The organism is Agrilactobacillus yilanensis (assembly GCF_003946725.1).
Classification (GTDB): Bacteria; Bacillota; Bacilli; order Lactobacillales; family Lactobacillaceae; genus Agrilactobacillus; species Agrilactobacillus yilanensis.
The window spans coordinates 14,008-40,566 of the sequence record NZ_RHOY01000007.1 but is presented as its reverse complement, the minus strand read 5'-3'; the positions used below and the strand labels follow the sequence as shown (position 1 = coordinate 40,566).

Annotated in this window: 22 protein-coding genes and 1 riboswitch; of the genes, 21 read left to right on the top strand and 1 reads right to left on the bottom strand. The window is 39.5% G+C overall.

Going from position 1 to position 26,559, the window contains the following annotated elements:
• Positions 1-22 precede the first annotated feature (22 nt).
• Positions 23-1,747: an ABC transporter ATP-binding protein gene (locus EKM93_RS06440; RefSeq protein WP_125714176.1), complete on the top strand. Its 1,725-nt coding sequence runs from the start codon at positions 23-25 to the stop codon at positions 1,745-1,747.
• On the top strand, positions 1,744-3,513 hold the full coding sequence (locus EKM93_RS06435; RefSeq protein ID WP_125714174.1) for an ABC transporter ATP-binding protein: 1,770 nt from the start codon (positions 1,744-1,746) through the stop codon (positions 3,511-3,513). The genes EKM93_RS06440 and EKM93_RS06435 overlap by 4 nt, the downstream gene beginning before the upstream one ends.
• A gap of 64 nt (positions 3,514-3,577) precedes the next feature.
• Here the strand turns inward: EKM93_RS06435 and def are convergent, their stop codons facing one another.
• Positions 3,578-4,135, bottom strand: coding sequence for a peptide deformylase (def, locus tag EKM93_RS06430; RefSeq protein ID WP_125714172.1), 558 nt, complete (start codon positions 4,133-4,135; stop codon positions 3,578-3,580).
• Positions 4,136-4,278: 143 nt separating this feature from the next.
• Positions 4,279-4,441, top strand: a riboswitch (M-box (ykoK) riboswitch).
• A 220-nt stretch (positions 4,442-4,661) separates the two neighbouring features.
• On the opposite strand from def, the gene EKM93_RS06425 reads away from it, so the two are divergent.
• From EKM93_RS06425 to holA, 19 genes are all read left to right on the top strand, one after another.
• Entirely contained in the window at positions 4,662-5,510 is an 849-nt protein-coding gene (locus EKM93_RS06425) for a cation-transporting P-type ATPase (RefSeq protein ID WP_125714170.1), read from the top strand.
• A gap of 353 nt (positions 5,511-5,863) precedes the next feature.
• Positions 5,864-6,979, top strand: coding sequence for a pyruvate dehydrogenase (acetyl-transferring) E1 component subunit alpha (gene pdhA / locus EKM93_RS06420; RefSeq protein WP_125714168.1), 1,116 nt, complete (start codon positions 5,864-5,866; stop codon positions 6,977-6,979).
• 1 nt (position 6,980) lies between these two features.
• Entirely contained in the window at positions 6,981-7,958 is a 978-nt protein-coding gene (locus tag EKM93_RS06415; RefSeq protein ID WP_125714166.1) for an alpha-ketoacid dehydrogenase subunit beta, read from the top strand.
• 24 nt (positions 7,959-7,982) lie between these two features.
• Complete coding sequence (locus EKM93_RS06410) at positions 7,983-9,632, top strand: dihydrolipoyllysine-residue acetyltransferase (RefSeq protein ID WP_125714164.1); 1,650 nt, start codon at positions 7,983-7,985, stop codon at positions 9,630-9,632.
• A gap of 6 nt (positions 9,633-9,638) precedes the next feature.
• Entirely contained in the window at positions 9,639-11,048 is a 1,410-nt protein-coding gene (lpdA, locus tag EKM93_RS06405) for a dihydrolipoyl dehydrogenase (protein WP_125714162.1), read from the top strand.
• A 108-nt stretch (positions 11,049-11,156) separates the two neighbouring features.
• Positions 11,157-11,453 carry a UPF0223 family protein gene (locus tag EKM93_RS06400; protein ID WP_125714160.1) on the top strand — a complete coding sequence of 99 codons (297 nt, stop codon included), beginning with the start codon at positions 11,157-11,159 and terminating at the stop codon, positions 11,451-11,453.
• A gap of 3 nt (positions 11,454-11,456) precedes the next feature.
• Positions 11,457-12,230 (top strand): inositol monophosphatase family protein, encoded by a 774-nt coding sequence (locus EKM93_RS06395; RefSeq protein ID WP_125714158.1) that lies wholly within the window; start codon positions 11,457-11,459, stop codon positions 12,228-12,230.
• Positions 12,231-12,404: 174 nt separating this feature from the next.
• Positions 12,405-14,255 carry a translational GTPase TypA gene (typA, locus tag EKM93_RS06390; protein WP_125714156.1) on the top strand — a complete coding sequence of 617 codons (1,851 nt, stop codon included), beginning with the start codon at positions 12,405-12,407 and terminating at the stop codon, positions 14,253-14,255.
• A gap of 210 nt (positions 14,256-14,465) precedes the next feature.
• Entirely contained in the window at positions 14,466-14,762 is a 297-nt protein-coding gene (locus EKM93_RS06385; protein ID WP_125714154.1) for a DUF1507 family protein, read from the top strand.
• A gap of 7 nt (positions 14,763-14,769) precedes the next feature.
• The gene (locus EKM93_RS06380) at positions 14,770-15,960 is read left to right on the top strand and encodes an FtsW/RodA/SpoVE family cell cycle protein (protein WP_225423656.1); all 1,191 of its coding nucleotides are present in this window, start codon (positions 14,770-14,772) and stop codon (positions 15,958-15,960) included.
• A 120-nt stretch (positions 15,961-16,080) separates the two neighbouring features.
• Complete coding sequence (locus EKM93_RS06375) at positions 16,081-19,530, top strand: pyruvate carboxylase (RefSeq protein ID WP_125714152.1); 3,450 nt, start codon at positions 16,081-16,083, stop codon at positions 19,528-19,530.
• An 8-nt stretch (positions 19,531-19,538) separates the two neighbouring features.
• A complete protein-coding gene (locus EKM93_RS06370; RefSeq protein WP_125714151.1) occupies positions 19,539-19,952 on the top strand; it encodes a YlbF family regulator in 414 nt (137 codons plus the stop codon).
• Positions 19,953-19,964: 12 nt separating this feature from the next.
• Positions 19,965-20,321: a YlbG family protein gene (locus tag EKM93_RS06365; RefSeq protein ID WP_125714149.1), complete on the top strand. Its 357-nt coding sequence runs from the start codon at positions 19,965-19,967 to the stop codon at positions 20,319-20,321.
• Positions 20,302-20,859: a 16S rRNA (guanine(966)-N(2))-methyltransferase RsmD gene (gene rsmD / locus EKM93_RS06360; protein ID WP_125714147.1), complete on the top strand. Its 558-nt coding sequence runs from the start codon at positions 20,302-20,304 to the stop codon at positions 20,857-20,859. The genes EKM93_RS06365 and rsmD overlap by 20 nt, the downstream gene beginning before the upstream one ends.
• A 42-nt stretch (positions 20,860-20,901) precedes the next feature.
• Positions 20,902-21,399 (top strand): pantetheine-phosphate adenylyltransferase, encoded by a 498-nt coding sequence (coaD, locus tag EKM93_RS06355; RefSeq protein WP_125714144.1) that lies wholly within the window; start codon positions 20,902-20,904, stop codon positions 21,397-21,399.
• A 3-nt stretch (positions 21,400-21,402) separates the two neighbouring features.
• Entirely contained in the window at positions 21,403-22,470 is a 1,068-nt protein-coding gene (locus tag EKM93_RS06350; protein ID WP_125714143.1) for a SepM family pheromone-processing serine protease, read from the top strand.
• A 60-nt stretch (positions 22,471-22,530) separates the two neighbouring features.
• A complete protein-coding gene (locus tag EKM93_RS06345; protein ID WP_125714141.1) occupies positions 22,531-23,169 on the top strand; it encodes a helix-hairpin-helix domain-containing protein in 639 nt (212 codons plus the stop codon).
• Positions 23,170-23,172: 3 nt separating this feature from the next.
• On the top strand, positions 23,173-25,440 hold the full coding sequence (locus EKM93_RS06340) for a DNA internalization-related competence protein ComEC/Rec2 (RefSeq protein ID WP_125714138.1): 2,268 nt from the start codon (positions 23,173-23,175) through the stop codon (positions 25,438-25,440).
• Between the two features lie 102 nt (positions 25,441-25,542).
• Positions 25,543-26,550, top strand: coding sequence for a DNA polymerase III subunit delta (gene holA / locus EKM93_RS06335; protein ID WP_225423654.1), 1,008 nt, complete (start codon positions 25,543-25,545; stop codon positions 26,548-26,550).
• Positions 26,551-26,559: the final 9 nt, after the last annotated feature.

Genomic DNA, 26,559 nt, shown 5'->3' with positions numbered 1-26,559 from the left:
ATGTGGTATAGGGAGGTTAATTATGAAATTAATGGTTAGGTATGCTTTGAAATATAAAAAGCTGCTACTTTTGAATTTACTTTTTGTTTTTGGATTTGCTCTGATTGAATTGGGGTTGCCTACATTGTTAGGACAAATGATTGATCTGGGTATTAATAAACACAGTTTTAAAAATATTTATCAAATTAGTTTAATTATGTTTATTGTCATTGTCGTGGGGATGGTGGGGCTCATTGGACTGGCTTTCACCGGTGCTCGGCTAACAAATAATATCGTTCGTGATATTCGGGATGATTTATTTGAAGCTGCTCTGAATTTATCCCAGCAAGAATACAAGCAAATTGGTGGGGCTTCTTTGATTACCCGCACAACAAATGATGCGTTTCAAGTGATGAACTTTTTACAGATGGTTTTACGAACCGGTTTTATGACGCCGATGATGTTTATTGTTTCGGCAATTATGATGCTGCGGACCAATGCGGCGTTGTCCGTTTATGTCTTTTTGGCAATTCCCGTCTTATTTTTAGGCATCATGGTTATTGCCCATTATTCAGAACCGATGTCCGTTGCCCAGCAAGGTAATTTGGATAAAATTAACCAAAATATGCGTGAAAATTTATCTGGTGTTCGGGTCATTCGGGCTTTTGTACGAGAAAAATTCCAACAAGACCGCTTTGGCAAAGTAAACACTGCCTATCAAAAGAGCTCTACGCACTTGTACACGTTAATGGCGGTAGCCCAACCTGGCTTTTCTTTTATTTTTAATATTGTCTTTGCCTTAATTCTTTGGCAAGGGACATTAGCAATTAGCGCAGGTAACTTAGAAATCGGCCGTTTAATTGCATTTGTAGAATACATCTTCCACGTTTTATTTTCATTCTTGATGTTTTCTAGCGTTTTCATGCTCTATCCTAGAGCAGCTGTTTCAGCCGGCCGAATTCAAGAGATTATGGATACTGAAAGCGAAATCAAAGCTGTCAAAAAGCCGGTTACAGCTAAAATAAAGGGCGGTATTACTTTTGAAAATGTCGCTTTTTCATATCAAGATTCTGAAGAACCTGTTTTGAGAGATATTAATTTAACGATTAATCCTGGACAAACAACGGCCTTTATTGGGAGTACCGGCAGCGGTAAATCCACGCTAATTCAATTAATTCCACGATTTTATGATACGACATCTGGTCAATTATCCATTGATGCTCAAAATATTCGTGATTATGACATCGCCAAATTAAGAGCACAAATCGGATTTATTTCACAAAAAGCGGTCCTATTTAATGGGACTATCCGTGAGAATTTACAATATGGTCAAGCAAAAGCAGATGATGATGCGCTTTGGTCAGCTTTAGAAATTGCCCAAGCCAAAGATTTTGTTGAAAAATTACCGGATCAGCTAGATACGATTTTATCGGAAGGCGGCAGTAATTTATCTGGGGGACAAAAACAGCGGCTGTCCATCGCACGGGCGATTGTACGACGCCCGGCAATTTATGTGTTTGACGATAGTTTTTCAGCACTAGATTACAAAACAGATTTAGTTTTACGGCAGCGGCTCCATGAAGCAATTACCGATGCAACCATTATTATTGTGGCACAGCGGATTAGTACGATCATGAATGCGGCTCAGATTATTGTTTTGGATCAAGGTACCATTGTTGGCAAGGGCACCCACGAAGAACTATTAGCCCACAATAAAATTTATCAAGACATTGCTTACTCGCAATTATCAAAGGAGGAGTTAGCATGAGCGAAATGATTCGATCCCTCCGACAGCTAAGACCCTTTTTAAAACCGAACCGGCGCAATCTCTATTTATCGCTACTTAATGCGGTCTTATCCATGATTTTTAACGCGTTATGGCCAGTGACTATGGGCTTAATTGTGACTGAAATTACCAATGCATTGACACAACATCGGGCGATTAATTTTAGTTATATTTTACAAATTATTGCGTTGATTTTAGTGTTTGCCTTTGGGTACCAAATAACCATGTTTTTATCGCAATATTTAATGACACTTGCCGTTCAGCGTTCAATGAAGGGCTTACGCCAATCGTTAGATACAAAATTGAACCATTTACCGGTTAATTATTTTGATACCCGGCAATTAGGAAATTTGCTGTCACGCTTCACCAATGATGTGGATGCAATCACCAATGCATTGCAGCAGGGCTTAATTCAAGTTGTCAATTCAGTTGTAGGGATCACGGTTGCCGTGATTATGATGTTTACGATCAATTGGATTATGGCTTTGATTACGTTATGGATGATTCCAGCAACATTAATTATTTCTAGAATTATTTTAGGAAAATCTCAAAACTATTTTGAAGGTCAGCAGAACACACTAGGCCGGTTAAACGGGGTTGTCCAAGAAAGTTTTACTGGTTTTACAGAAATTCAAGCTTATGGTCAAGAAGAAAATACGTTGGATAGCTTCAAAAAAGTGAATCATCAATTGTCAAATTATGGCTTTAAAGCAGCGTTTATCTCAGGTATCTTGATGCCTTTAGTGTCTTTAATTGCTTATTTGACTTATGCGGCTATGGCGACTGTCGGCGGTATTTTTGTATTAAAAGGTGTGATTCCAGTGGGGAATTTACAAGCTTTTATCCAATATATTTGGCAAATTAATCAGCCGTTATCTTCACTAACACAAATTTCTAGTATTTTACAGTCCGGCCAAGCAGCAACTAAGCGGGTGTTTGAGATTTTAAATGAGCCTGATGAACCGGAGCAAGCGACTGAAGCGGTATTGCCAAAACGGGTCCAAGGCGAAGTTAAGTTTGAAAATGTGTCCTTTAGCTACACTAAAGATAAACCACTAATTAAAAACTTGAATTTCACTGTTAAACCGGGTAGTACTGTGGCTATTGTTGGGCCAACCGGAGCTGGTAAAACCACGTTAATTAATTTGCTATTACGTTTTTATGAAATTAATGGCGGCAAAATTCTGTTGGATGGTGTAGATACGAAGCAATTAAGCCGGCAAACTTTGCGGCAGCAATTTGGGATGGTTTTACAAGATACATGGTTATATAAAGATACAATTACGAATAATATTCGCTTTGGCAAACTGGACGCTGAAGAATATGAAGTTGTTGATGCAGCAAAAACGGCAAATATTGACTATTATATTCATACTTTGCCAGCAGGCTATCAAACCGAAATTTCTTCGGAAGCAGATAATATTTCTCAAGGGCAAAAGCAGTTGATGACAATTGCTAGAGCGATTATCGCCAATCCAGCGATTATGATTTTAGACGAAGCCACAAGTTCAGTGGATACGCGTTTAGAACAAATGCTGCAGCAAGCGATGGATAAAATTATGGCGGGTCGTACAAGTTTTGTAATTGCACATCGACTGTCAACAATTCGTAATGCCGATTTGATTTTGGTATTGCAGCATGGCGAAATTATCGAACAAGGCAATCATGAAAGCTTAATGGCCGAAGCTGGTTTTTATGCCCAGCTGTATAATAGTCAGTTCGAAGATGCAGATGCTTTAGAAAATTAGTCAAATAAAAAGCGCCGGATCAAACTTGCTTTCAAGTCTGATCCAGCGCTTTTTTTAGCTGGTTTTATTCTAATAAGACTGTATTTTCAGGTAATTCAAATGGATTTGTTGAATTAATATGATCATAAAACAAAATACCATGTAAGTGATCAATTTCGTGCTGGCAGACAATTGCTGGATAATCTTTTAATTTCAGCTTTAAAATGTTACCGTCAAAGTCTTGGTAGCGAATCGTAATGCGTTCGTGTCTCGGTACATAGCCAGGAATATCACGATCTACAGATAAGCAGCCTTCACCTTCAGATAAAGCCGCATTTTTAACCGAATGGGCAATAATGGTCGGGTTGATTAAGACTGTTTTTAAAACGGGTTCTTCATCGTCACCGCCAGGCACTAAGACTGCGCTCATTTGTTTTGAAACACCCACTTGTGGTGCGGCTAAACCGACACCAGCACGGAGCTGATGTTTTTCAGCGATTTCAGGATTTTGACTATTTTCTAAAAATGTCATCATTTCGGCAGCTAATTTTTTATCTTCGTCAGTTAATGGAAACTCAACTTTTGCGGCTTGTGCACGTAAAACTGAATGACCATCGCGGACAATATCTTTCATTAAAATCAAAATGTACCCCTCCGTAATTTCTTTTCGTTACAAATAGTATCACAAACAAAGCGGCATTGCTATTTTTTCCAGAAAGGTGTTGACTTTTTGATATTAATTGATAAACTAGTATTAGTGACGCTATGCCTATAACAAGAATTTTTAATATATCCCGTTAGGTGAGGCTCCTATATGAATATACGCTGTTGCTCAGAAACATCGAGAGATGCCAACGAGTCAACTGGAACTGTCTAAAAAGGCTTTTTCTAATACAGCTGATTTTAATCTACGTCATATAGTGCTAAAACTAAACGATTGGGAATCTATCAACGACACCCAATCATTTTAGGTGTCTATTTTTATTTTTTACAAAAAACCAAAACAAAGAGAGGTGAGTAGAATGCATACAGATTCTAAACCCGGAGCGACAGACAAAGGTGACCAGCAGAGGAAGTTAGACGTTTTACCCACCTTTAGGCGATTTTAAAATTTAATAGCTGTGGTTGAACAAACAACTTCTTCTGTAAAAACAGAGGAGGATAGAATTATGTTCAAGAACATGTTTGTAATTTCAAAGAATGAATTTACGACAAAGCAAGCCCTAAAAAGACAAACAAGTCATGTTAGCGGCTTGACTATTTCTGAAGTACACAAGCGGATGCACCGCTTTGGCTTAAACCAATTCACAACACTTGAAAAAAGTGCGATTTTAAGAAGCTTGTTTAATGATTTAAAAGCACCAGCTACTTTGATTTTGCTATTTGCAGTCGGTTTATGCAACTTGCTGCACCAAAATATTTTGGCAGCCATTATTTTAAGCTTAGTAGTGTTGACTTTTATCACTAAAGCAACGGCTCTAGTACGTTTTAACCAACAAGTTGTTGCCGCACAAGCAATTTTAGCAGAAGATTTCTTAGTGATCCGCGAAGGCTTAGGCCATCGGGTGAACGCTGCAAGATTAGTACCAGGTGACATTGTTTTCTTAAGTGCTGGTGACGATTTACCAGCAAACATGAACCTGTTTGATGACAGCACTTTACAATTAGATACAAAAACAGCAACTTTCGGTGCAAAGGTTGTCGCTGGTGAAGGCTTTGCGATTGTAATGGCTACTGGCGAAACAATTATCGCACAACCTGAATTACAACTGACTTTTGTAAAAAAAGTTTACCAAGTAATTCAAAACATTTGGATGAGTATTCGAACTTTATCACAAGCAAAAAGCCAAACTAAAGTTGCAACAGTATCAAGTAATGTTAACGCGACACGCGTAACATCTGAAATTGTGACAGCAACAGATGCTCAGGTACAAGCTGTAATCGCTGCAGATCTAAGTGAGCGAGAGCCCAGCCAGGTCACGCAAATCAGTTTAAAGTATGAACAGCCGCGCTCGTAGGGGCAAAGTTAGCAATTCAATAAGCAGTCTAAATTATAAAAATAAAGATCTCCCAAGGCCTTTAATGCTTGGGGGATTTTTTTATGCGAAAGGCTGTGAAATGAGGGGTTAAATCAATACAGAAAACAAATTTTGTATAGAACAGAAAAAAATTGAGGCTGTTTTGGCATGCTATTTGCTGTGAGATAGTTATATTATTCACTAATTAATAACTTATAGGAAAGCTAAGAAATAAATTTTAATGCTTGCAAAAGCGTTTGCATAATGCTAAATTTGTTAGTGTAGAGATAGATAGTGATACAGTTTTCTAGACAGTATTGCTACAGAACTATTAAGAAGGGAACTGAATATCTATGGCAACTAAAAAAAATTCCGAATTGCTAGATTTTGCAGCATTAGTTAATGACCAAGAAAAAGATTTCAAAATGGTGCAAATTCTCAATGAAAAAGGTGAAATCGTTGATAAAGACCATGTACCTGACTTAACAGATGATCAACTCATCGAATTAATGTCTAAAATGGTCTGGGCTCGCGTTTTAGACCAACGCTCTACAGCATTAAACCGGCAAGGCCGCTTGGGCTTTTATGCACCAACTGCAGGTCATGAAGCCAGCCAGATGGCCAGTGTTTATGCAATGGACAAAGCAGATTTTGTACTGCCGCGTTATCGTGACGTTCCAGAATTAATCCAACAAGGTTTACCATTATATAAAGCTTTCTTATGGTCTAGAGGCCATGTGGAAGGCAACAATTATCCAGAAGATTTACATGCATTACCACCACAAATTATTATCGGGGCACAATATGTTCAAGCTGCCGGTGTTGCTTTAGGGCTTAAAAAGAAAAAAGCTGAAAATGTTGTTTTCGCTTATACCGGTGATGGTGGGACTTCTCAAGGGGACTTTTATGAAGGCATGAACTTTGCCGGACACTTTAAAGCACCTGCCTTATTCATCATTGAAAATAATGAATTCGCTATCTCTGTGCCAAGATCTGCGCAAAGTGCTGCTAAAACTTTAGCACAAAAAGCAGTCGCTGCTGGGATCCCAGGGGTTCAAGTAGATGGGATGGATCCATTAGCGGTTTATGAAGTGATGCGCGAAGCACGGAATTGGGCAATTGCTGGTAACGGACCTGTTTTAATTGAAACGATGACTTATCGTTATGGGCCACATACACTTTCTGGTGATGATCCAAAACGTTATCGTTCTGCTGAACTAGATGAATTATGGCATCAACGTGATCCATTAAACCGGTTCAGAACTTATCTAGAAGGCAAAGGTTTATGGACACAAGAAAAAGAAGACGCTTTAATTGAACAATATAAAGCTGAAATTAAAGAAGCGATCAATCAAGCGGATAAGGTTGAAAAACAAACCGTAACGTCATTCTTAAAGAACACTTATGAGGTACAGCCTCAAAATATTGTGTCACAAATTGAAACTTACAGCAAGAAGGAGTCGAACTAATATGGCAAAGAAAACAATGATTCAAGCGATTACTGCTGCGTTGGGTCAAGCCATTGAACAAGACGACAAAGTTCTGATCTTTGGTGAAGACGTTGGTAAAAACGGCGGTGTCTTCCGGGCAACAGAAGGCTTGCAAGAAAAATACGGTGAAGATAAAGTTTTTGATACACCGCTTGCAGAATCTGGTATTGGTGGTTTGTCAATTGGTTTAGCTTTAGAAGGCTTTAGACCAGTACCTGAAATTCAATTCTTTGGTTTTATTTTTGAAACGATGGATTCTATTGGCGGTCAAATGTCTAGAATGCGTTATAAGATGGATGGTACGCGGCAAATGCCAATCACTATTCGGGCACCATTTGGCGGTGGTGTGCATACACCGGAAATGCATTCAGACAACTTTGAAGGTTTAATTGCACAATTTCCTGGGATGCGGGTTGTTATTCCAAGTAATCCTTACGATGCAAAAGGGCTATTATTAGCTTCAATTCATTCTAATGATCCAGTGATGTTTTTGGAACATATGAAATTGTACCGTTCTTTCAGAGAAGAAGTACCAGATGAAGCTTATGAAGTACCTTTGGATAAAGCAGGCATCAGCCGTGAAGGTAAAGATATTACAATCGTAACTTACGGCGCAATGGTACGGGAAAGTTTGAAAGCAGCCGATAACTTGGCTAAAGAAAATATTGATGCTGAAATTATTGATTTGCGGACAATTGCCCCATTAGATATGGCCACTATTTTGGCTTCTGTTAAAAAGACCGGCCGGGTGGTTGTTGTGCAAGAAGCCCAAAAAATGGGTGGTGTCGGTAATACCGTTGTTTCTGAGATTTCTCAAGAAGCCATTCTTTCTTTAGAAGCACCAATTGGTTTTGTAGCGGCACCAGATACGCCGTTCCCATTTGGTGAAGCCGAAGGTATTTGGTTACCAAATGCAAATGATGTGGAAGCTAAAGTTAAAGAAATTATGAGTTATTAGGGCTTAACAGAAAGGAAGAACGTTATGGCATACCAATTTAAATTACCAGAGCTAGGCGAAGGTATTGTTGAAGGTGAAATCGCTAAGTGGGACGTCAAAGTCGGCGATAAAATTAACGAAGATGATACATTAGTTGAAATTCAAAACGATAAATCTGTGGAAGAAATTCCATCCCCAGTCACCGGGACCGTGACCAACATTGTAGCTGCCGAAGGGGATACAGTTGAAGTCGGCGATGTAATTGTCGAAATTGATGCTCCTGGCGTAGCTGGTAATGACGCGCCTTCAGCAGCACCCGCTGAAAAAGCAGCACCCGCTGCAGCACCTACTGCCGGTGGTGCCAAAGTTTATCAATTCAAATTACCAGAATTAGGTGAAGGTATTGTCGAGGGTGAAATCGCTAAATGGGACGTTAAAGTCGGCGATAAGATCAATGAAGATGATACATTAGTTGAAATTCAAAACGATAAGTCTGTGGAAGAAATTCCATCTCCAGTGACTGGGACAATTACGAACATTGTGGCTGCTGAAGGGGATACAGTTGAAGTCGGCGACGTTATCGTTGAAATTGACGCACCTGGGCACAATGATGCTGCTCCCGCTGGTGCTACTGAAGCTGCACCAGCACCTGCTGCTGAAGCACCCGTTCAAAATGCCGCTAGTGGCAGCGCTGCAATTGTACCAACAGCAACAACGAATAATGTTGTTGCTATTAGCGATCCAAATCGCGAAATTTTAGCAATGCCTTCAGTTCGGCAATATGCTCGAGAACATGACGTGGATATTTCACAAGTACCAGCAACTGGCAGTCATGGCCGTATTACGAAACAAGACGTGGATAACTTTATTGCTGGCGGTACTGCTGCACCAGCTGCAGCACCCGTAGCATCTGCACCGGCAGCACCAACTGCACCAGCACCAGCACCAGCACCTGCTGCTGCACCACAGCCATTTAAGTCGACAGAAGCAGATCGTGAAGTCCGTGAAAAGATGTCACCAATGCGTAAAGCCATTGCGAAGTCTGTGACAAAGAGTAAGTATACAGCCCCACACTTTACAATTTTTGATGATGTTGAAGTTTCTAAGTTGATGGCACATCGTAAGAAATTTAAGAATGTTGCCGCAGATCGTGGCATTCACTTAACTTTCTTGGCCTACGTTGTCAAAGCTTTAGTGATTACGATTAAACATAATCCTAATCTAAACGCTTCTATTGATGATGCTACCCAAGAAATCGTGCATAAAAACTACTTTAATATTGGGATTGCCACAGATACACCAAATGGCTTATACATGCCAAATATTAAAGATGCAGATACAAAGAGTATTTTTGAAATTGCCAAAGAAATTTCAGACAACGCCCAAGCTGCTAAAGACAATAAGTTGAAACCAGAACAAATGAGTAACGGGACGATTTCAATTAGTAATATTGGTTCTTTAGGCGGCGGCTGGTTTACACCAGTTGTGAATCATCCTGAAGTGGCTATTTTAGGCTTTGGTAAAATTGCCAAGGAACCTTATGTCACTGATGATGGCCAAATTGCCGTTGGCGCAATGATGAAATTATCCTTGTCTGTAGACCACCGTTTAATTGATGGGGCTTACGCACAAGGGGCAATGAATGAATTAAAACAATTATTAGCTGATCCTGAATTGCTATTAATGGAAGGATGACGATAGATGGTAGTAGGCGATTTTGCAATTGATTTAGATACAGTCGTAATCGGTGCTGGACCTGGTGGCTATGTGGCCGCAATTCACGCCGCTGAATTAGGTCAAAAAGTAACCGTAATTGAAAAAGAATTTGTTGGCGGTGTCTGCTTAAACGTAGGCTGTATTCCATCTAAAGCTTTGATTAATGCCGGTCATCGTTTGCAAGCTGCAACAGATGCTTCTACTTTTGGTATTAAAATGGCTGGTGCTCCAACGATTGATTGGGCACAAACACAAGACTGGAAACAGCACAAAGTTGTTGAACGGTTAACCGGTGGCGTTGGTATGCTGTTTAAAAAGCATAAAATTGACTTGATTATGGGGGATGCCTTTTTAAAGGACAGCCATAGTCTACGGGTCATCCAAAAAGATAGCGCTCAGACTTACACTTTTAAAAATTTAATTATTGCAACTGGTAGTCGGCCAATTGAAATTCCTGGCTTCAAATTCTCAGGTCGAGTTGTCGATTCTACAGGTGGTTTGAGTTTGCCAGAAGTACCTAAAGAATTAGTTGTTATTGGTGGCGGCTATATTGGTTCAGAATTAGCCGGTGCTTATACAAACTTAGGCACTCATGTCACAATTCTTGAAGGTATGCCATCTATTTTGCCAAACTTTGATAAAGACATGGTTTCACTTGTTTTGAACAACTTTAAGAAAAAGGGTACAGACGTTATTACAAGCGCCATGGCCAAAGAAGCTGTTCAGACTGATAAAGATGTCACTGTTAAATATGAAGTAGACGGCAAAGTTGAAAGCATCAAAGCAGATTACGTCATGGTTACCGTTGGTCGGCGGCCAAATACCGATGATATGGGCTTAGAACAAGCGGGTATCAAAGTAGGCGATCGAGGCTTAATTGATGTTGACAATCAAAGCCGGACGAATGTGGCCAATATTTATGCAATTGGCGATATTGTTGCCGGATTAGCTTTAGCCCACAAGGCATCTTATGAAGGTAAAGTTGCAGCTGAAGCCATTTCTGGTAAAAAAGCAGCTGTTGATTATAAGGCAATGCCAGCAGTTTGTTTTGCAGATCCTGAATTAGCAACAACCGGTTTGACTTTAAAAGAAGCTAAAGATAAAGGTTACGATGCTAAATCATCTAAGTTCCCATTTGCCGCTAACGGCCGGGCGATTTCATTAGATGAAACTGATGGTTTTGTGAAATTAATTTCTGATAAAAAAGATGGTACTTTAATTGGCGCACAAGTTGCCGGTGCCGGTGCCAGCGATTTAATTTCTGAATTAACGGTTGCCGTTGAAGGCGGCTTGAATATTCAAGACTTAGCTTTGACGATCCACCCACATCCAACTTTAGGTGAAGCAATTATGGATGCGGCAGATGTCGCAGAAGGTTTCCCAACTAATATTTAATTTCGAAATTAATCTTAAAAATCAGTTGTCGATAAAAATCAGACAGCTGATTTTTTTTGTGTTATCGTTGTATAATAGTAGATTGGTAGAATAAAAGATCAAGAGGGAGTGCTTAAAATCGCTGAGACAAATTATAGCTATCCATTGGATACAAGTTGGACCACCGAAGAAATTATTGTGGTGATTGGTTTTTACAATAATGTTGAAAAGGCAAATGAAAAAGGTATTACAAAACAAGACCTTTTAGCAAGCTATGAACAGTTTAAAAAAATTGTACCTAGCAAAATGCAAGAAAAACAATTGGGGAAACAATTTGAAACTGTGTCCGGCTATTCAATTTATCAGACGGTACAAGCTGCAAAACAATCACAAAACAAAATTATCTTGATGAAGAAGGGACTATAAACGATGGCGACACTAAATACTTGGCGGTTAGCACTAGATATTAAACAATGGGTTGTCACGGCTGCGGAAGCCGTTAAATTACATTTGCATGATGATTTAAAGGTGAATACAAAATCTGGACGCAACGACTTAGTAACAAATATTGATAAAACCACAGAACAATATTTGGTTCAAAAAATTCGGGCACAATATCCCGAAGCAAAAATTGTCGGTGAAGAAGGCTTTGGCGATCAAGTAGAGGATTTGACAGGGCTTGTTTTTTTCGTGGATCCGATTGACGGCACAATGAACTTTGTCAAAGCTCGAGAAAATTTTGCCATTATGATTGGCGCTTATTTAGACGGTAAAGGTATTGTAGGGGTTATTTTAGATGTGATGAAGGATGAACTATTTTGGGGTGGCCCAGAGTTTGGTGTTTATAAGAATAATCTGCCATTGCCCAAACCTAAGAATATAACTTTGTCTGAAGGACTTTTAGGGATGTCTGGGCCATTACTCGTCCATGACGTAAAACACGTTGCAGCGGCCGTTACAGCCAGCTCAGGCGCCAGAATTTTTGGCAGTGCGGGCATTGAATTTACAAAAGTTATTCAAGGCTTTGAAAATGGCTATGTTTCAAAACTCATGCCTTGGGATTTTGCGGCCGGTAAAGTGATGGCTGAAACCTTAGGATTAAAGGTCACAGATATTGACGGTGAGCCTTTAAGTATGTTATCATCTAAAATTGTGCTAATTGGAACGGAACGGACACATGCACAAATACTTGCTTTACAGTAAATTGGTCAAGAAAACATCACTTTTTTTGACTTAGTGCAAGTAATTTGCAGCTGTTTGAAATTAAATGGGATAAAGATATAAAAGATGCGACAAAACGTTACATCAAGGTTTGGCCCGTTTCGTTAGAGCGTAGCGCTAGCATTCTGGCTAAACATGAAAGGAAGTTAAGCAACTTTGAAAACAAGAGACGATATTCGTAATATTGCTATTATTGCCCACGTCGACCATGGTAAGACTACCCTTGTCAACGAACTATTAAAACAATCAGATACATTGGACGAACATATTCAATTACAAGATCGAGCTATGGACTCTAACGCCATTGAAAAAGAACGTGGTATTACAATTTTGTCCAAGAATACGGCAGTTGATTATCAAAATACAAAAATCAATATTTTAGATACACCAGGACATGCGGACTTCGGTGGTGAAGTAGAACGGATCATGCGCATGGTTGATGGGGTTTTATTGGTTGTTGATGCCTATGAAGGGACAATGCCACAAACACGGTTTGTTTTGAAAAAAGCTTTGGAACAACATTTAACACCAATCGTTGTGATTAATAAAATTGACCGTGAAGGCGCTCGTCCAGACGAAGTCGTTGATGAAGTTTTAGAATTATTCATCGAATTAGGGGCTGATGACGAACAATTAGAATTCCCAGTTGTTTATGCTAGTGCGGTTAACGGGACTTCTAGTTTAGATCCTGATATTGCAACGCAAGAACATACAATGAAGCCAGTTTTTGATACGATCATTGATACAATTCCAGCACCAATTGATAATAGTGACGAACCACTTCAATTCCAAGTGGCTATGTTAGATTACAACGATTATGTTGGTCGAATTGGTATTGGCCGTGTTTTCCGGGGTTCAATCAAAATTGGCGACAGTGTTTCCGTATTAAAATTAGACGGCAGTACTAAAAACTTCCGTGTGACTAAAATCTTTGGTTTCTTTGGTTTGAAACGGATTGAAATCAACGAAGCAAAAGCTGGGGACTTAATTGCGGTTTCTGGGATGGATGATATCTTCGTTGGTGAAACTGTCACACCTGTCGATCACCAAGATGCGCTACCAATCTTACGGATTGACGAACCAACACTACAAATGACCTTTTTAGCAAATGATTCACCATTTGCAGGTAAAGAAGGTAAATTTGTAACTGCACGTAAATTGGAAGATCGTTTGAGAAGTCAATTACAAACCGATGTTTCTTTGCGTGTTGAAGATACAGATCAACCTAGTGCCTGGGTTGTTTCAGGTCGTGGGGAATTGCATTTATCAATCTTAGTTGAAGAAATGCGGCGTGAAGGTTTTGAATTACAACTTTCTAGACCAGAAGTTATTTATCGTGAGATTAACGGTGTATTGTCTGAACCTTATGAATCCGTTCAAATTGACACACCGGATGAATATGTTGGTTCCGTTATTGATGCCATGTCTCAACGTAAAGGCGAGATGCAAAACATGGAAAGTACAGGTAACGGCCAAACACGGTTAAACTTCCTAGCACCTTCAAGAGGTTTGATTGGTTACTCTAATGAATTTCTTTCTCAAACGGGTGGTTATGGGATTATGAACCATACCTTTGAAAAATACGGTCCAGTCATCAAGAATTGGACACCTGGTCGGCATACCGGTGCTTTAGTTTCTATTAATGGCGGTCCAGCAACCACTTACAGTTTGCAATCTGTTGAAGATCGTGGTCAATTATTTATTGACGCTCAAACTGAAGTTTATGAAGGGATGATTGTCGGTTCTAGCAGCCGTGATCAAGATATCTCTGTTAACGTTACAAAGGGTAAGAACTTAACAAACACCCGGGCTTCTGGTAAAGACCATGCTGCGGCTATTAAGACGCCAAAAACAATGTCTTTAGAAGAATCCATTGAATTCTTAAATGATGATGAATATTGTGAAGTAACCCCTGAAAACGTCCGGTTACGTAAAAAGATTTTAAATACCGGCGAACGGCAAAAAGCATCTAAGAAACGTAAGATGGCTGCACAAAAAGAAGCCTAAATAAAATTAACTTATAATCAGTCAATGTCAGATTTAAAACAGCTAAATTCAGAGTTAAAACTGAATGGCCGGTTTAGATAAGGCGTTGGCTGTTTTTTTATTTTTAAAGCTATCTTGAAAGAATAGGCTTTGATGTCCCAAAATAGGCGGGGAAATGATATAATGACGTATGTTAAAAATATTAGGCAAAGATAATTTGGAGGCATTTCCATGGATAACCTTAAACAAAAGAACGGTCTGGAGATTCTTAAAGCCGATGGTGAAAAAATTCGGCAAGACTTGACAGGCCAATTCGGTGACTTATGCCTGATGCAATGTCCAATCGTAGAAGAAATTATTGATACACAAATGCTAGTTTATTCTAAAGAAGTAGATTTTGCGAAGCGCTGTGGCTTGATTTCAGAACAGGTTGCTACAGATTTAGTGAATGAACTAAGTGTGGAGATTGAGGATTTGTATCAAGCAATTACACAAAATCAGGCATCACAATTAGATAAAAAGGATTGAAGCAGTCTTGGGGATTCGTAAGAAGTTTTCGTACCTGGATTACTACATCGCGATCCCGTTTTTATTACTGATCGCAGTCGGTATCGTGATGGTTTATTCAGCGAGCTCAGATATTTTATCTGTAAATAAAATAGATCCAACAAGTTATTTACGTCGGCAATTTTTTTGGGCCTTGGCAGGGCTCTTTTTTGCCTTATTAGCATTTCTAAGCAAGCTTTCATTTTGGCAGAATCGACGGGTCGTGATGCTAGGCATTGGGATCACCTTCGCGCTATTAATTTTCTTAGTATTCTTAAAAATTGTGCATCCCAGTTCAGCAATTAACGGGGCAGTCTCTTGGATTCCGTTAGGGCCTATCAATATCCAACCTTTAGAAATTGCAAAAATAACGGTAATCATCTATTTAGCCTTCATCTTTAATAAACGAGGGCAGAATTTAGAACGGGGTCAAATTTTTAACAATTTATTGGGCCCGGTTGTTTTAGTTGGCTTAATCACATTACTGATTTTATTACAGCCAGATACTGGTGGGGCTTCTATTTTAGCGTTAATTATCATGATTATGATATTTTCTGCGGGCATTCCAATTGGTTTTGGATTGTCCTTTATCGTTGCGGTATCCGGATTATTACCGTTACTGATCAACATTTTGAAAAGATTTCCGATTGCAGTTTTGGAAAAAAACTACCGGTATCAGCGGATTTTATCTTTTCTTTACCCTTTTCAACGGGAACAATCTGGGGGCAGTCAGCTAGTAAATTCTTATTTAGCTATTAACAATGGCGGCTGGTTTGGCCGAGGTTTAGGCAATAGTATTCAAAAAAAGGGCTATTTACCAGCACCTTATACGGATTTTATTTTAGCAATTATTTCAGAAGAATTAGGTGTTATTGGTGTCTTAGTCGTTTTAGGATTGCTATTTTTCTTAATCAGCCGCATTGTTTTAATTGGTATGCGGGCCCATACCACCTTTAGAACTTTAGTTTGTTACGGGGTGGCAACGATGTTATTTGTCCAAGCGTCGTTTAATATTGCAGGGGTAATTGGGATGTTGCCAATTACTGGGGTAACATTGCCCTTTATTAGTTATGGGGGATCAAGCATGTTATCTGCCTGTGCAGCCATCGGCTTAGTTTTAAACATTAGTGGGACTGAGAAAGCTGAAAAACAGTTTCAAGAAATGCGTAAGGTACAATAAGGATGCCTTAAACCGCAATGTAGCGTTATACACATTATAATGGTATTATTCTAATAATCGCTTAATGAGACTATCATGACATTAAGTAGACTATAAATTTAAATAAAGGAGCGCGCATTTATGCAAAAAGTATTGGTTGCCAATCGCGGTGAAATCGCTAACCGAATTTTCCGTGCCTGCGAAGAATTAGGCTTAAAAACGGTAGGTATTTATGCAAAAGAAGATGAATTGTCTATTCATCGTTTCAAAGCACAAGAAGCCTATTTAGTAGGAGCGGGTAAAAAACCGACTGACGCTTATCTTGATATTGAAAGTATTATTGATATTGCTAAAAAAAGTGGTGCGGATGCCATCCATCCAGGTTATGGCTTTCTATCAGAAAACGAGCAGTTTGCAAAACGCGTTCGAGAAGAAGGGTTAACTTTTGTTGGCCCAAAGACGGAATTATTACATATCTTTGGTGATAAGATTACAGCAAAAAAAGCAGCGTTAGAGGCAAAAATTGAAACTATTCCCGGTACAGATCATCCAGTGGCTTCATTAGATGAAGTGCGGGAATTTGGGGCAACTTATGGCTATCCTATTATGATCAAAGCCGCATTAGGCGGCGGTGGTCGCGGCATGCGGATCGTTGATGACGAAGCAGATTTAGCCGAAGCCTATGACCGGGCTAAAAGTGAAGCAAAACAGGCTTTTGGTGGCGATGAATTATACGTTGAACGCTTTATCGCCCATGGCAAACACGTTGAAGTTCAAATTTTAGCGGATGAACATGGCCATGTGATGCATTTATTTGAACGGGACTGTTCTGTACAGCGCCGTAATCAAAAGGTCGTTGAAGTGGCGCCATGTGTCATTTTAACGCCAGAACAGCGGGCTGCCGTTTGTGGTGCTGCGGTTAAATTAATGCAACACGTTGGTTACAGTAATGCCGGGACGGTTGAATTCTTGATGGAAAGAGATCATTTTTATTTCATCGAAGTTAATCCACGAGTCCAAGTAGAACATACTATTACTGAATTAATCACCGGTGTAGATATTGTTCAGTCGCAATTAAGTATTGCTGCTGGTGCAGATTTGCATCAAGATTTAGGCTTACCACAACAAGCAGATTTGCACTTTGATGGAGCAGCGATTCAATGCCGAGTGACCACTGAAAATCCAGCGAATAATTTCTTACCAGATACGGGCATGTTGGATACTTATCGTTCACCAGGTGGTAATGGGGTCCGGTTAGATGTGGGTAATGCTTACACGGGCGCTGTTGTAACACCTTATTTTGATTCCTTGTTAGTTAAGGCCAGCGTTCATGCCAGAGATTTTGAATCTGCCTGTCATAAAATGGATCGGGTTTTACATGAATTTGATATTCAAGGGGTCAAGACCAACATTCCATTTATGATTAACGTAATTAAAGATAAAGTGTTCATGTCTGGGGCAGCGTTAACTACGTTTATTGAAGATCATCCTGATTTATTGCGGGTGAAAGTCGTCTCTGATCCATCCCTTGTTTTGATGCATTATGTTAGTGATGTGACGATTAATGGTTACGACGATTTACCACGGCATAAAAAGAAAACAGCCAGCTTGGTAGAAATACCAACATTACCGGCTGACTTACCTAAAGCGACTGGGGAAACGGCAAAGCAGATTTTGGATACAAAAGGGCCAAAAGCAGTTGCGCAATGGTTGTTAGCTCAAGATAAAGTAATGTTGACAGATACTACATTGCGGGATGCGCACCAAAGTTTATTTGCCACAAGAATGCGGACCCATGATATGGTGCGGATTGCGGAAAGTATGGCTGCAGCAATGCCAAACCTATTTTCTTATGAAATGTGGGGCGGTGCGACTTTTGATGTGGCTTATCGTTTCTTAAAAGAAGATCCATGGGAAAGATTGGCTCGGTTACGGAAATTATTCCCGAATACATTGTTGCAAATGCTCTTTAGAGGCAGTAATGCGGTAGGTTATAAGAATTATCCCGACAACGTTATTAAGGAATTTATTGATCTGTCGGCACAAAGTGGGATGGATGTTTTCAGAATTTTTGACAGTCAAAACTGGTTGCCACAAATGGAACCAAGTATTGATACGGTTTTGAAGAATCATAAAATTGCTGAAGTGGCGATGTGTTACACCGGGGATGTGGCTAATCCAAGTTTACAAAAATATGATTTGAATTATTATAAACAATTAGCTAAAGACATCGAGTCCACCGGGGCACATATTTTAGGGATTAAAGATATGGCCGGCTTATTGAAACCACAGGCAGCCTATGAATTAATTTCAACCTTAAAAGATACGATTTCAATTCCGATTCATTTGCACACTCATGATACTGCAGGTAACGGGATCTACACTTATGTTCGAGCAATTGAAGCTGGCGTCGATGTGGTAGATGTGGCGCAAAGTGCCTTATCCGGCGGTACCGCACAACCAAGCATGAGCAGCCTTTATTATGCGTTGGCTCAAGGCGATCGGCAACCCGATTTGAATATGCCGGCCGTTGAAAAAGTAAATGAGTATTTCCAAGATTTAAGACGAGTTTACCAACCATTTTTCACACGAGTTACGAGTCCGCAGACGGATGTTTACGCTACTGAGATGCCAGGCGGTCAATATACAAACTTATTCCAACAAGCAAAAGGGGTAGGTTTAGGCGATCGTTTTGATGAAGTAAAAACAATGTACACCCAGGTGAATACTTTGTTTGGCAATATTATTAAAGTCACACCATCTTCTAAAGTTGTCGGCGACATGGCCTTGTTCATGGTTCAAAATGAATTGACGCCAGAAGCTGTTTTGCAGCGGGGTCAAGATATTGACTTCCCACAATCTGTGATTAACTTCTTTAAAGGAGATTTAGGACAGCCTGTCGGTGGTTTTCCAAAGGCTTTACAAAAGATTATTTTAAAAGATGTGGCACCGATTACGGAACGGCCAGGCAGCTTAGTGAAACCAATTGATTTTGAAGAAATCAAAAATGAATTAGAAATTAAAATTATGCGGCAGCCGACACCAAAAGAAGTGATCAGTTACATCTTGTATCCCGATGTCTTCTTAGATTATGAAAAAAATCATGAGACTTTTGGGGATGTGACGCATTTAGATACGCCAACTTTCTTTGAAGGTATGCGGATCGGTGAAACAACGCATGTCCAATTTAAACCAGGGAAAGAATCCATTATTACCTTGGATGAAATTGGGGAAGCAGACGTAGATGGTATGCGGACGATTTACTTTGAACTAAATGGTCAGCGTGTTCAAATCTCAGTTCAAGATAAGTCTGTCAGTGAAGGTGTCGTCGGCAATCAAAAAGTGGAACCAACAAATCCAGATCAAGTGGGTGCGGTGATGACTGGTACGATTGCCAATGTCTTGGTGAAGACGGGTCAAAAAGTGAAGAAGGGTGAATCCTTAATTGTGACAGAAGCAATGAAGATGGAAACTTCTATCCCAGCGCCATACGATGGGCAAGTCGTTCATATTTATGTGAAGGCCGGCCAACCCGTGGATGCGGATGACTTGTTAATCGAAATGACACCGTCCGATTTAACGCATAATTAGGTGATAAAATGATTTATAATGATCAGATGGTGGCCATAGAAGATGCCGTGGACCAGTTGATTGCAGCTTTAAAAGCATCAGAAGTTTTTAAAACTTACCAAGCAAAGCAAGCTCAATTGGCGCAAGATGCAAAAGCACAAGCGTTGATCCAGTCATTTCATGATTATCAGCATAAATTAGCTGCAATTGAACCTTACGGTAGCTATGTGCCCGAAGCCGCAACTTTAAAAAAACAAACGTTAGCGGCCAAACGTGACATGGACTTGAACCCCAGTGTCGCAGCCTATAAATTGGCTAAGCTGCAATTTGAGACGGTGGTGGACACATTGACGGTGGCCATGACGGATAAAATATCCAGCAGAATTAAAGTTGCAACACGCAATCCCTTTTTTGAAACAAAACGTAAGCCACATAAAATGTAAAAGGATGATTAAATGTTTGAAATTAAACCCAGAATAGGCATCGCCGTATGGGTCTATAATCTACACCAAATTCGGCAGCTGCGCCGTTTTGGCTTGATCTATTACACATCTAAGAAAATGAAATATGTGTATTTATATGTGGATCAGGCGAATGCGGAGGCTGTTAAAAAGTCGATTGAAAAATTACACTTTGTGCGTAAAGTCGAGTTTTCTCATCGGCCAGAAGTTGCGACAGAATTTGGTGATAAAATTGAAAAACGCCCTCAAAAAGACCCGCTGCTTAAAGACGGATCCTTGGCAGCGACTTTAAAAACGACTAAAAGTGAATCTAACCAAGGGAGTCACGCAGATGCGGATCATATCGGGTGAATATAGCGGTCGACGGCTTAAAGCTGTACCAGGTCGTAAAACAAGACCAACGACTGATAAAGTAAAAGAAGCATTATTTAATATTATTGGCCCTTATTTTGATGGTGGCCGGGTTTTAGATTTATACGCGGGGACTGGCGGTTTAGGCATCGAAGCTGTTTCTAGAGGATTATCTGAAGCTTATTTGGTTGATCGACAATATGCGGCAATTAAAACCATTGAAGAAAATGTGGCGGTTACTCGCGCAGCAGATAAATTTCATATTATGAAAATGTCAGCCACTAAGGCGTTAAGTAATTTTGAGTTGCAGAAACTGCAGTTTGATTTAGTTTTACTAGATCCGCCGTATCAAGAACAGCAGATTGTTAAATTATTAAATCAATTACGGGATAAACAACTTTTAAAGCCAGGGGCACAAGTTGTTGCTGAAACTGACGTTACGGTCCTTTATCCTGAAATTGCGGATTATACGCTATTGGGTCAGCACCAATATGGTATTACCGAAGTCAGTGTATTTTGTTATGCTGAATCTAAGTAATTTGTTTTAAAGATATATTCTAAAAATCGAGGGTTTATTAAGATGACACAAAATATTGGCCTTTTTCCAGGTAGTTTTGACCCGTTTACAAATGGGCATTTAGCAACGGTAAAAAAGGCACTGACAATTTTTGATGAAGTATACATTGCAGTTGTAACGAATACAGGTAAAAATGCGTTATTTACAACTGATGAAAAGGTCGCATTGATTCAAACTGCTATTCAAGATATTGATCATGTGAAAGTGATTGCTGCGCCTAAAATGTTAACTGTTAATTTAGCAAAGCAACTGCATGCAAAGGCTTTAATTCGGGGGTTACGTAATGCTAACGACTTTGAATATGAAGCCGGTATTGCCCAAATGAATAAAGTTCAAGATAGCGATGTTGAAACTATTTTCTTTGTGGCCGACCAGAAGTATACCTTTATTTCATCCAGCATGATTAAAGAAGTGGCGAAATTTGGCGGAGATGTCAGTGCTTTAGTGCCTGCCAATGTGGAACAAGCTTTATTAGTCAAATATCAAAAGGTATTGGATTAAATTATGGCACAAACACAACCGCATTTTTATCAAAAACGCTGGTTTAATCGGTTTGTCTGGATTATCGGGACGCTATTTTTAGCCTGGCTGGTGTTATTTCCAACAAATTATTTTTTAGAAAAGCCGGGGACAGCGGAACAAGTTTCCAAGTTTGTAACGGTTAAAGGTCATGAAGATAAAACAAAAGGTAAGTTTTTGTTGACAACCGTCCGAGTTCAGCAAGCAACACCGATTCAGTTAGTGATCGGTCATTTTCAGCCATTTACGGAAACGTTAAGCCGAGAAGCGCTAATGGGCAGTGCCAGTAGTGCGGCTTATGATAAATTGCAAGATTACTATATTGAAAATTCAGAGAATATGGCTATTGCACAAGCTGCTAAAAAGGCAAAGGTAACCTATCAGCAAAAGTTTATTGGTGTTTATGTACTAGATGTGATTAAAAAATCGGATTTCTACAAACATTTACAGCTGGGTGATACGGTAAATGCGGTTAATCAGCGGCAGTTTGAAAGTACGACTGATTTTCAAAAATATATTCGACAGCATAAAGTTGGCGATAAAGTAACGGTGACTTATCAGCGAGATAAAAAGACAAAGCAAGCAACGGGTAAGTTAATCACGTTGCCAGGGACAAAAAAAGCGGGTTTAGGGATCACTTTAACTGATCATACAAAAGTAACGACAAAAATACCGATTAAAATTGATGCTGCAGATATTGGCGGTCCTTCCGCTGGTTTAATGTTTACGCTGCAAGTCTATGACCAATTAACAGGACATCATTTGCGTCAAGGCCGGACGATTGCTGGTACGGGGACGATAGAAAATGATGGTACTGTGGGGGCCATTGGCGGTATTGATAAAAAGGTTGTCGCAGCTTCTGAAGCCGGTGCGACCGTGTTCTTTGCGCCGGATGATCAGCTGACTAAAGCTGAAAAGAAACAATTACCGAACTATCAAAATAATTATCAAATTGCTAAAAAGGCCGCCAAGAAAATTCAAACAAAAATGAAAATTGTGCCGGTTAAAAGTTTAGATGATGCAATTAATTATTTAAAAAAATCCAATTCATAAAAAGCGTCCGCCTATATTTTGCGTAATGTTAGTTAAGTAGAATATAAGGAGGCGTTTTTTTTGAGTTTAAAATTATGGTTGAAGCAATATTATTGGGTGGCATTGGTCGGTTTATTACTAGTAGGTGGCTATTTTTGGCAACATCAAAAAACACAGTCAGCAGGGCTAGAAACAGAAACGGAAAAAATTGCGTTGAAGGAAGCTACTCCGGCGTCGATGTCACAAACAAATACGACGGGTTCTGAAAAACAAGTGACTCAAAAGACAGGCAATACGGTGGTTGTCGTTGATATTAAAGGGGCCGTTAATCATCCCGGAATTTATCATTTAAAAAGTGATGATCGAATTAATGATGCTGTGAAAAAAGCGGGCGGTTTAACCGCTGAAGCGGATGAAAATCAGCTTAACTCAGCACAGAAGGTTCAAGATCAAGATTTAATTTATGTCCCGATAAAAGGTGAAACCCCGCAAACGCCGTCAGCAACAACCAGTGGTGCAGAAAGCACTGCTAAAATTAACCTGAATACGGCAACGGTCACCGATTTACAGCAATTGGATGGTATTGGCCTTAAAAAGGCCGAAAAGATTATTAATTATCGCGAAAATCAAGGCCCTTTCCAATCAGCTGCTGATTTAAGTAAAGTAAACGGGTTTGGTGAAAAAACAGTGGCTCGTTTGCAAGATCAAATTGTTGTTTAAGCCATGGCCCGTCTTTGGCAAGATTTGCATGGGACTTGGTTCTTTATAGCGAGCAGCTGTAGTTTAGTTGCCTTTTTAGTACTCGGCCAGCAGCCATTTCTAGCTGCAATTTTGTTGGGACTTGTATTGTGCCGAATTTATGTCACTAAAAATTTTCAGCTGTTTAAGACATGTTTGAGCTTGAGTATCTTGTTTGCCGGCTATTGTCTTTTACAGCAGCCGATACCTATAAAACAATTGCCAGCCGCACCAGCTCAGATTTTGATTCAAAGCGACACGATTCATGTGGCTGGTGATAGTTTGACCTTTCAAAGCCGTGGTCAATTAAACGGGAAGACTGTTAAATTTGCGGGGATGTATACGTTAGCCACACCGGAAGAAAAACAGTATTTTCAGCAGAATTGGCATAATTTGGAAGCAAAAGTAATTGCTGATTTAGAATTACCAAAACCAGCCACGAACCATGGTCAATTTGATTTTCAAAAATATCTATGGCAGCAAAAAAGAATTCGCTACAGTCTAAGAATCAAGCAATTTCAAAGTTTAAAGCCACAAACTACCGGTAGCTTCAAAGATAAGTTAAGTGCACTACGGCAACGGTTATTGCAATACTTTAATCAAGCACCACCGGCTTTGAGCACTTATTTGAAAGGCTTAATCTTAGGTCAATTTCATGATGATCCCAATTTACGGCAGGATCTAAGCAGTTTAGGGGTGATTCATTTATTTAGTTTGTCCGGGTTGCATGTTTTTATTCTATTGGAAATTATTTTTGTTTTAGGCAGTCGCTGTCATTTACCAAAAGAATATTTGGAATGGGGCTTGCTAGGTTTACTACCAATTTATGGCTTATTAGTGGGGAGCGGCACCGGTATTCGCCGAGCGGTGAGTTTGGTACTCTTAACGATTATCTTAAATAAATGTCAGCGGCCAATACCACCTTTAGATAAAATTAGTTTGGTTTTACTCAGTCAACTGTGGGTCAATCCATATACATTATTTACATTAGGGGGTCTGCTGAGCTATGTTTTAGCGTTTAGCTTAGTTTTTAATCAACATCGGGGTTTAATAGCCCAGCAGTTAATGCTTAGTTTCAGTAGTTTACCGATTATTTTGTATTTTCAATATGAATGGCATCTATTATCAATTTTGTTAAATTTGATGATGATTCCATTATTTGAAATGGTGGTAATGCCCTTAATTTTAATTAGTAGTTTTTTGCCAATGACCGGGACTTGGGCTTTTACACTGAATTCAGGCTTAACCCAGTTAAATCAAAGTTTGCACTGGCTGACAAATCTTGATCAGCTGCAGTTTGTCTTTGGTCGACCACCGCTTATCGTTACTTTGAGTTTAGTTCTTTTGAGTTTTGCGGTTATGAATCAACGCCTACCAAAAATTAAGCAACGGTGGTTAATGGGCTATTTAGGGGTACTTGGCTGTGTCTTTATAGGTTTACATAATCCTATTTATGGACAAGTAACGCTGCTAGATATCGGACAAGGTGACAGCCTGTTAATTACCACACCACTACGACGCAAAGTGATCCTCATCGATACCAGCGGCAAGCTAAATTTACCTAAAAAGCCTTGGCAGCAGCATCAAACGACGAACAATGCACAAAAGATTACCGTGCCTTATTTAAAGATGCAGGGGATTCATCAAATTGATACGATCTTCCTCACGCATCAAGATGCGGATCATCTTGGGGATTTACCAACAATTTTAGCCAAGTTTAAAGTTAAACAGATCGTTTTTGCAGCGGGGTTAGAGGCTAATCCTCATTTTTATAAAAAATTAAGGGGTTATGCGCAAACGATTAAATTAAAAAAGGTATTGGCTGGTGCCACAATCAAAGTCGGCGCTTTAAAATTTTTGGCAGTACATCCCTTTCAGCCAGGAAGTGGTAAAAATGAAGATTCTCTAGTTTTATTGAGTCGGATTCATCATAAAAATTGGCTTTTTATGGGGGATTGTTATCAAGACGGGGAACAGCGCATTTTACAAAATTATCAAGTGCAGGCGGATTATATTAAATTGGGACATCATGGTAGTAAGACATCCTCTAATAAGGCCTTTTTAGAAAATACGCAAGCCAAATTAGCTTTAATTTCTTCCGGTCGGCACAACCATTACGGCCATCCCAGTCCCGAAACAATGGATACTTTAAAACAACTGCAGCTGCCATTTTTAAATACACAAACGTCAGGCATGATTAATTGGACATATGGGCCGTTTAGAGATAGCCGACTGCGCACTTTTGGCCTATAATGAAAAGAGCCTTTGAAATTCTAGGCAAGGAGGTGTGTTGCTAAGATAAAATTGTCTAAGATAGGGCATACTTATCGGCAACTTTAAATGAAAGTTTCAGAATTGCAAAAATCACTTAAAAAAGGCGACGTACAGCCTGTTTATTTAGTATTGGGACAAGAGGATTATTTAATCCAACAAGTCAAAACCGCGTTCATGGCGCTATTAGATGACGCTGAACGGGCAATGAATTTTGCCAGCTATGATATGACGGTAGATCCGTTAGGGGCGGCTTTAGATGATGGGACTTCAGTGCCTTTCTTTGGGGATCGGCGTTTGGTCTTTGTGACCCAGCCCTTTTTTTTGACCAGTGAGACGCCTAAACTACCGATAACCCATGATATTGCGGGCTTAGAGGCTTATTTAGCACATCCATTGCCAACAACAGTTTTTGTCCTATTTGCGAAAGTAGCGAAGTTGGATGGCCGTAAAAAAATTAGCAAGCAACTTCAAAAACAAGCAACCGTAATTGACGTTCAAAAACTGAACGGTCGTGACGTGGATCAGCAGTTAATGCATTTAATTCAAACAAAGGGTTATGATATTGATGCAGCTTCCCGGGAGTTATTGGTTCAGCGGTCTGATGGGGACTTTTCAGCTATTGTAGCGAATTTACAAAAGCTATTTCTAGCGGCGGATGACAAAAAAATCACCAAAACGATGGTAGCAGATTTGGTGTCGCCTACTTTGGAAAATAATATTTTTGATCTAGTTGATTACGTTTTACACAAAAATACACAAGCGGCAATTATGCTATATCGAGATCTACTTTTGAATAAAGAAGAACCGATTAAAATCAATAGTATTTTGTTAAATCAGTTTCGATTACTGCTGCAAGTAAAGATTTTAGCCCAAAAAGGGATGACTCAAGGCAGCTTAACAGAAATCTTAAAGATTCATCCTTACCGGATTAAATTAGCGTTGCAGTCTGTACGCCAATTTTCCATGTCAGATTTGACAGCGGCTTTTTTAGGACTTCAAGAAAACGACTATAAAATGAAGTCCGGTCAAGCCGATAAAGTCTTATTATTTGAATTATTTATGTTAAAATTTGCCAATATTCGTTCATAATAATTGCGT

Bases quoted from the DNA above. Each gene is read 5' to 3' on its own strand.
- EKM93_RS06440 (WP_125714176.1), top strand. From the start codon at position 23: ATGAAATTAATGGTTAGGTATGCTTTGAAATATAAAAAGCTGCTACTT.
- EKM93_RS06435 (WP_125714174.1), top strand. From the start codon at position 1,744: ATGAGCGAAATGATTCGATCCCTCCGACAGCTAAGACCCTTTTTAAAA.
- EKM93_RS06425 (WP_125714170.1), top strand. From the start codon at position 4,662: ATGTTCAAGAACATGTTTGTAATTTCAAAGAATGAATTTACGACAAAG.
- pdhA (WP_125714168.1), top strand. From the start codon at position 5,864: ATGGCAACTAAAAAAAATTCCGAATTGCTAGATTTTGCAGCATTAGTT.
- EKM93_RS06415 (WP_125714166.1), top strand. From the start codon at position 6,981: ATGGCAAAGAAAACAATGATTCAAGCGATTACTGCTGCGTTGGGTCAA.
- EKM93_RS06410 (WP_125714164.1), top strand. From the start codon at position 7,983: ATGGCATACCAATTTAAATTACCAGAGCTAGGCGAAGGTATTGTTGAA.
- lpdA (WP_125714162.1), top strand. From the start codon at position 9,639: ATGGTAGTAGGCGATTTTGCAATTGATTTAGATACAGTCGTAATCGGT.
- EKM93_RS06395 (WP_125714158.1), top strand. From the start codon at position 11,457: ATGGCGACACTAAATACTTGGCGGTTAGCACTAGATATTAAACAATGG.
- EKM93_RS06385 (WP_125714154.1), top strand. From the start codon at position 14,466: ATGGATAACCTTAAACAAAAGAACGGTCTGGAGATTCTTAAAGCCGAT.
- EKM93_RS06375 (WP_125714152.1), top strand. From the start codon at position 16,081: ATGCAAAAAGTATTGGTTGCCAATCGCGGTGAAATCGCTAACCGAATT.
- EKM93_RS06370 (WP_125714151.1), top strand. From the start codon at position 19,539: ATGATTTATAATGATCAGATGGTGGCCATAGAAGATGCCGTGGACCAG.
- EKM93_RS06365 (WP_125714149.1), top strand. From the start codon at position 19,965: ATGTTTGAAATTAAACCCAGAATAGGCATCGCCGTATGGGTCTATAAT.
- rsmD (WP_125714147.1), top strand. From the start codon at position 20,302: ATGCGGATCATATCGGGTGAATATAGCGGTCGACGGCTTAAAGCTGTA.
- coaD (WP_125714144.1), top strand. From the start codon at position 20,902: ATGACACAAAATATTGGCCTTTTTCCAGGTAGTTTTGACCCGTTTACA.
- EKM93_RS06350 (WP_125714143.1), top strand. From the start codon at position 21,403: ATGGCACAAACACAACCGCATTTTTATCAAAAACGCTGGTTTAATCGG.
- EKM93_RS06340 (WP_125714138.1), top strand. From the start codon at position 23,173: ATGGCCCGTCTTTGGCAAGATTTGCATGGGACTTGGTTCTTTATAGCG.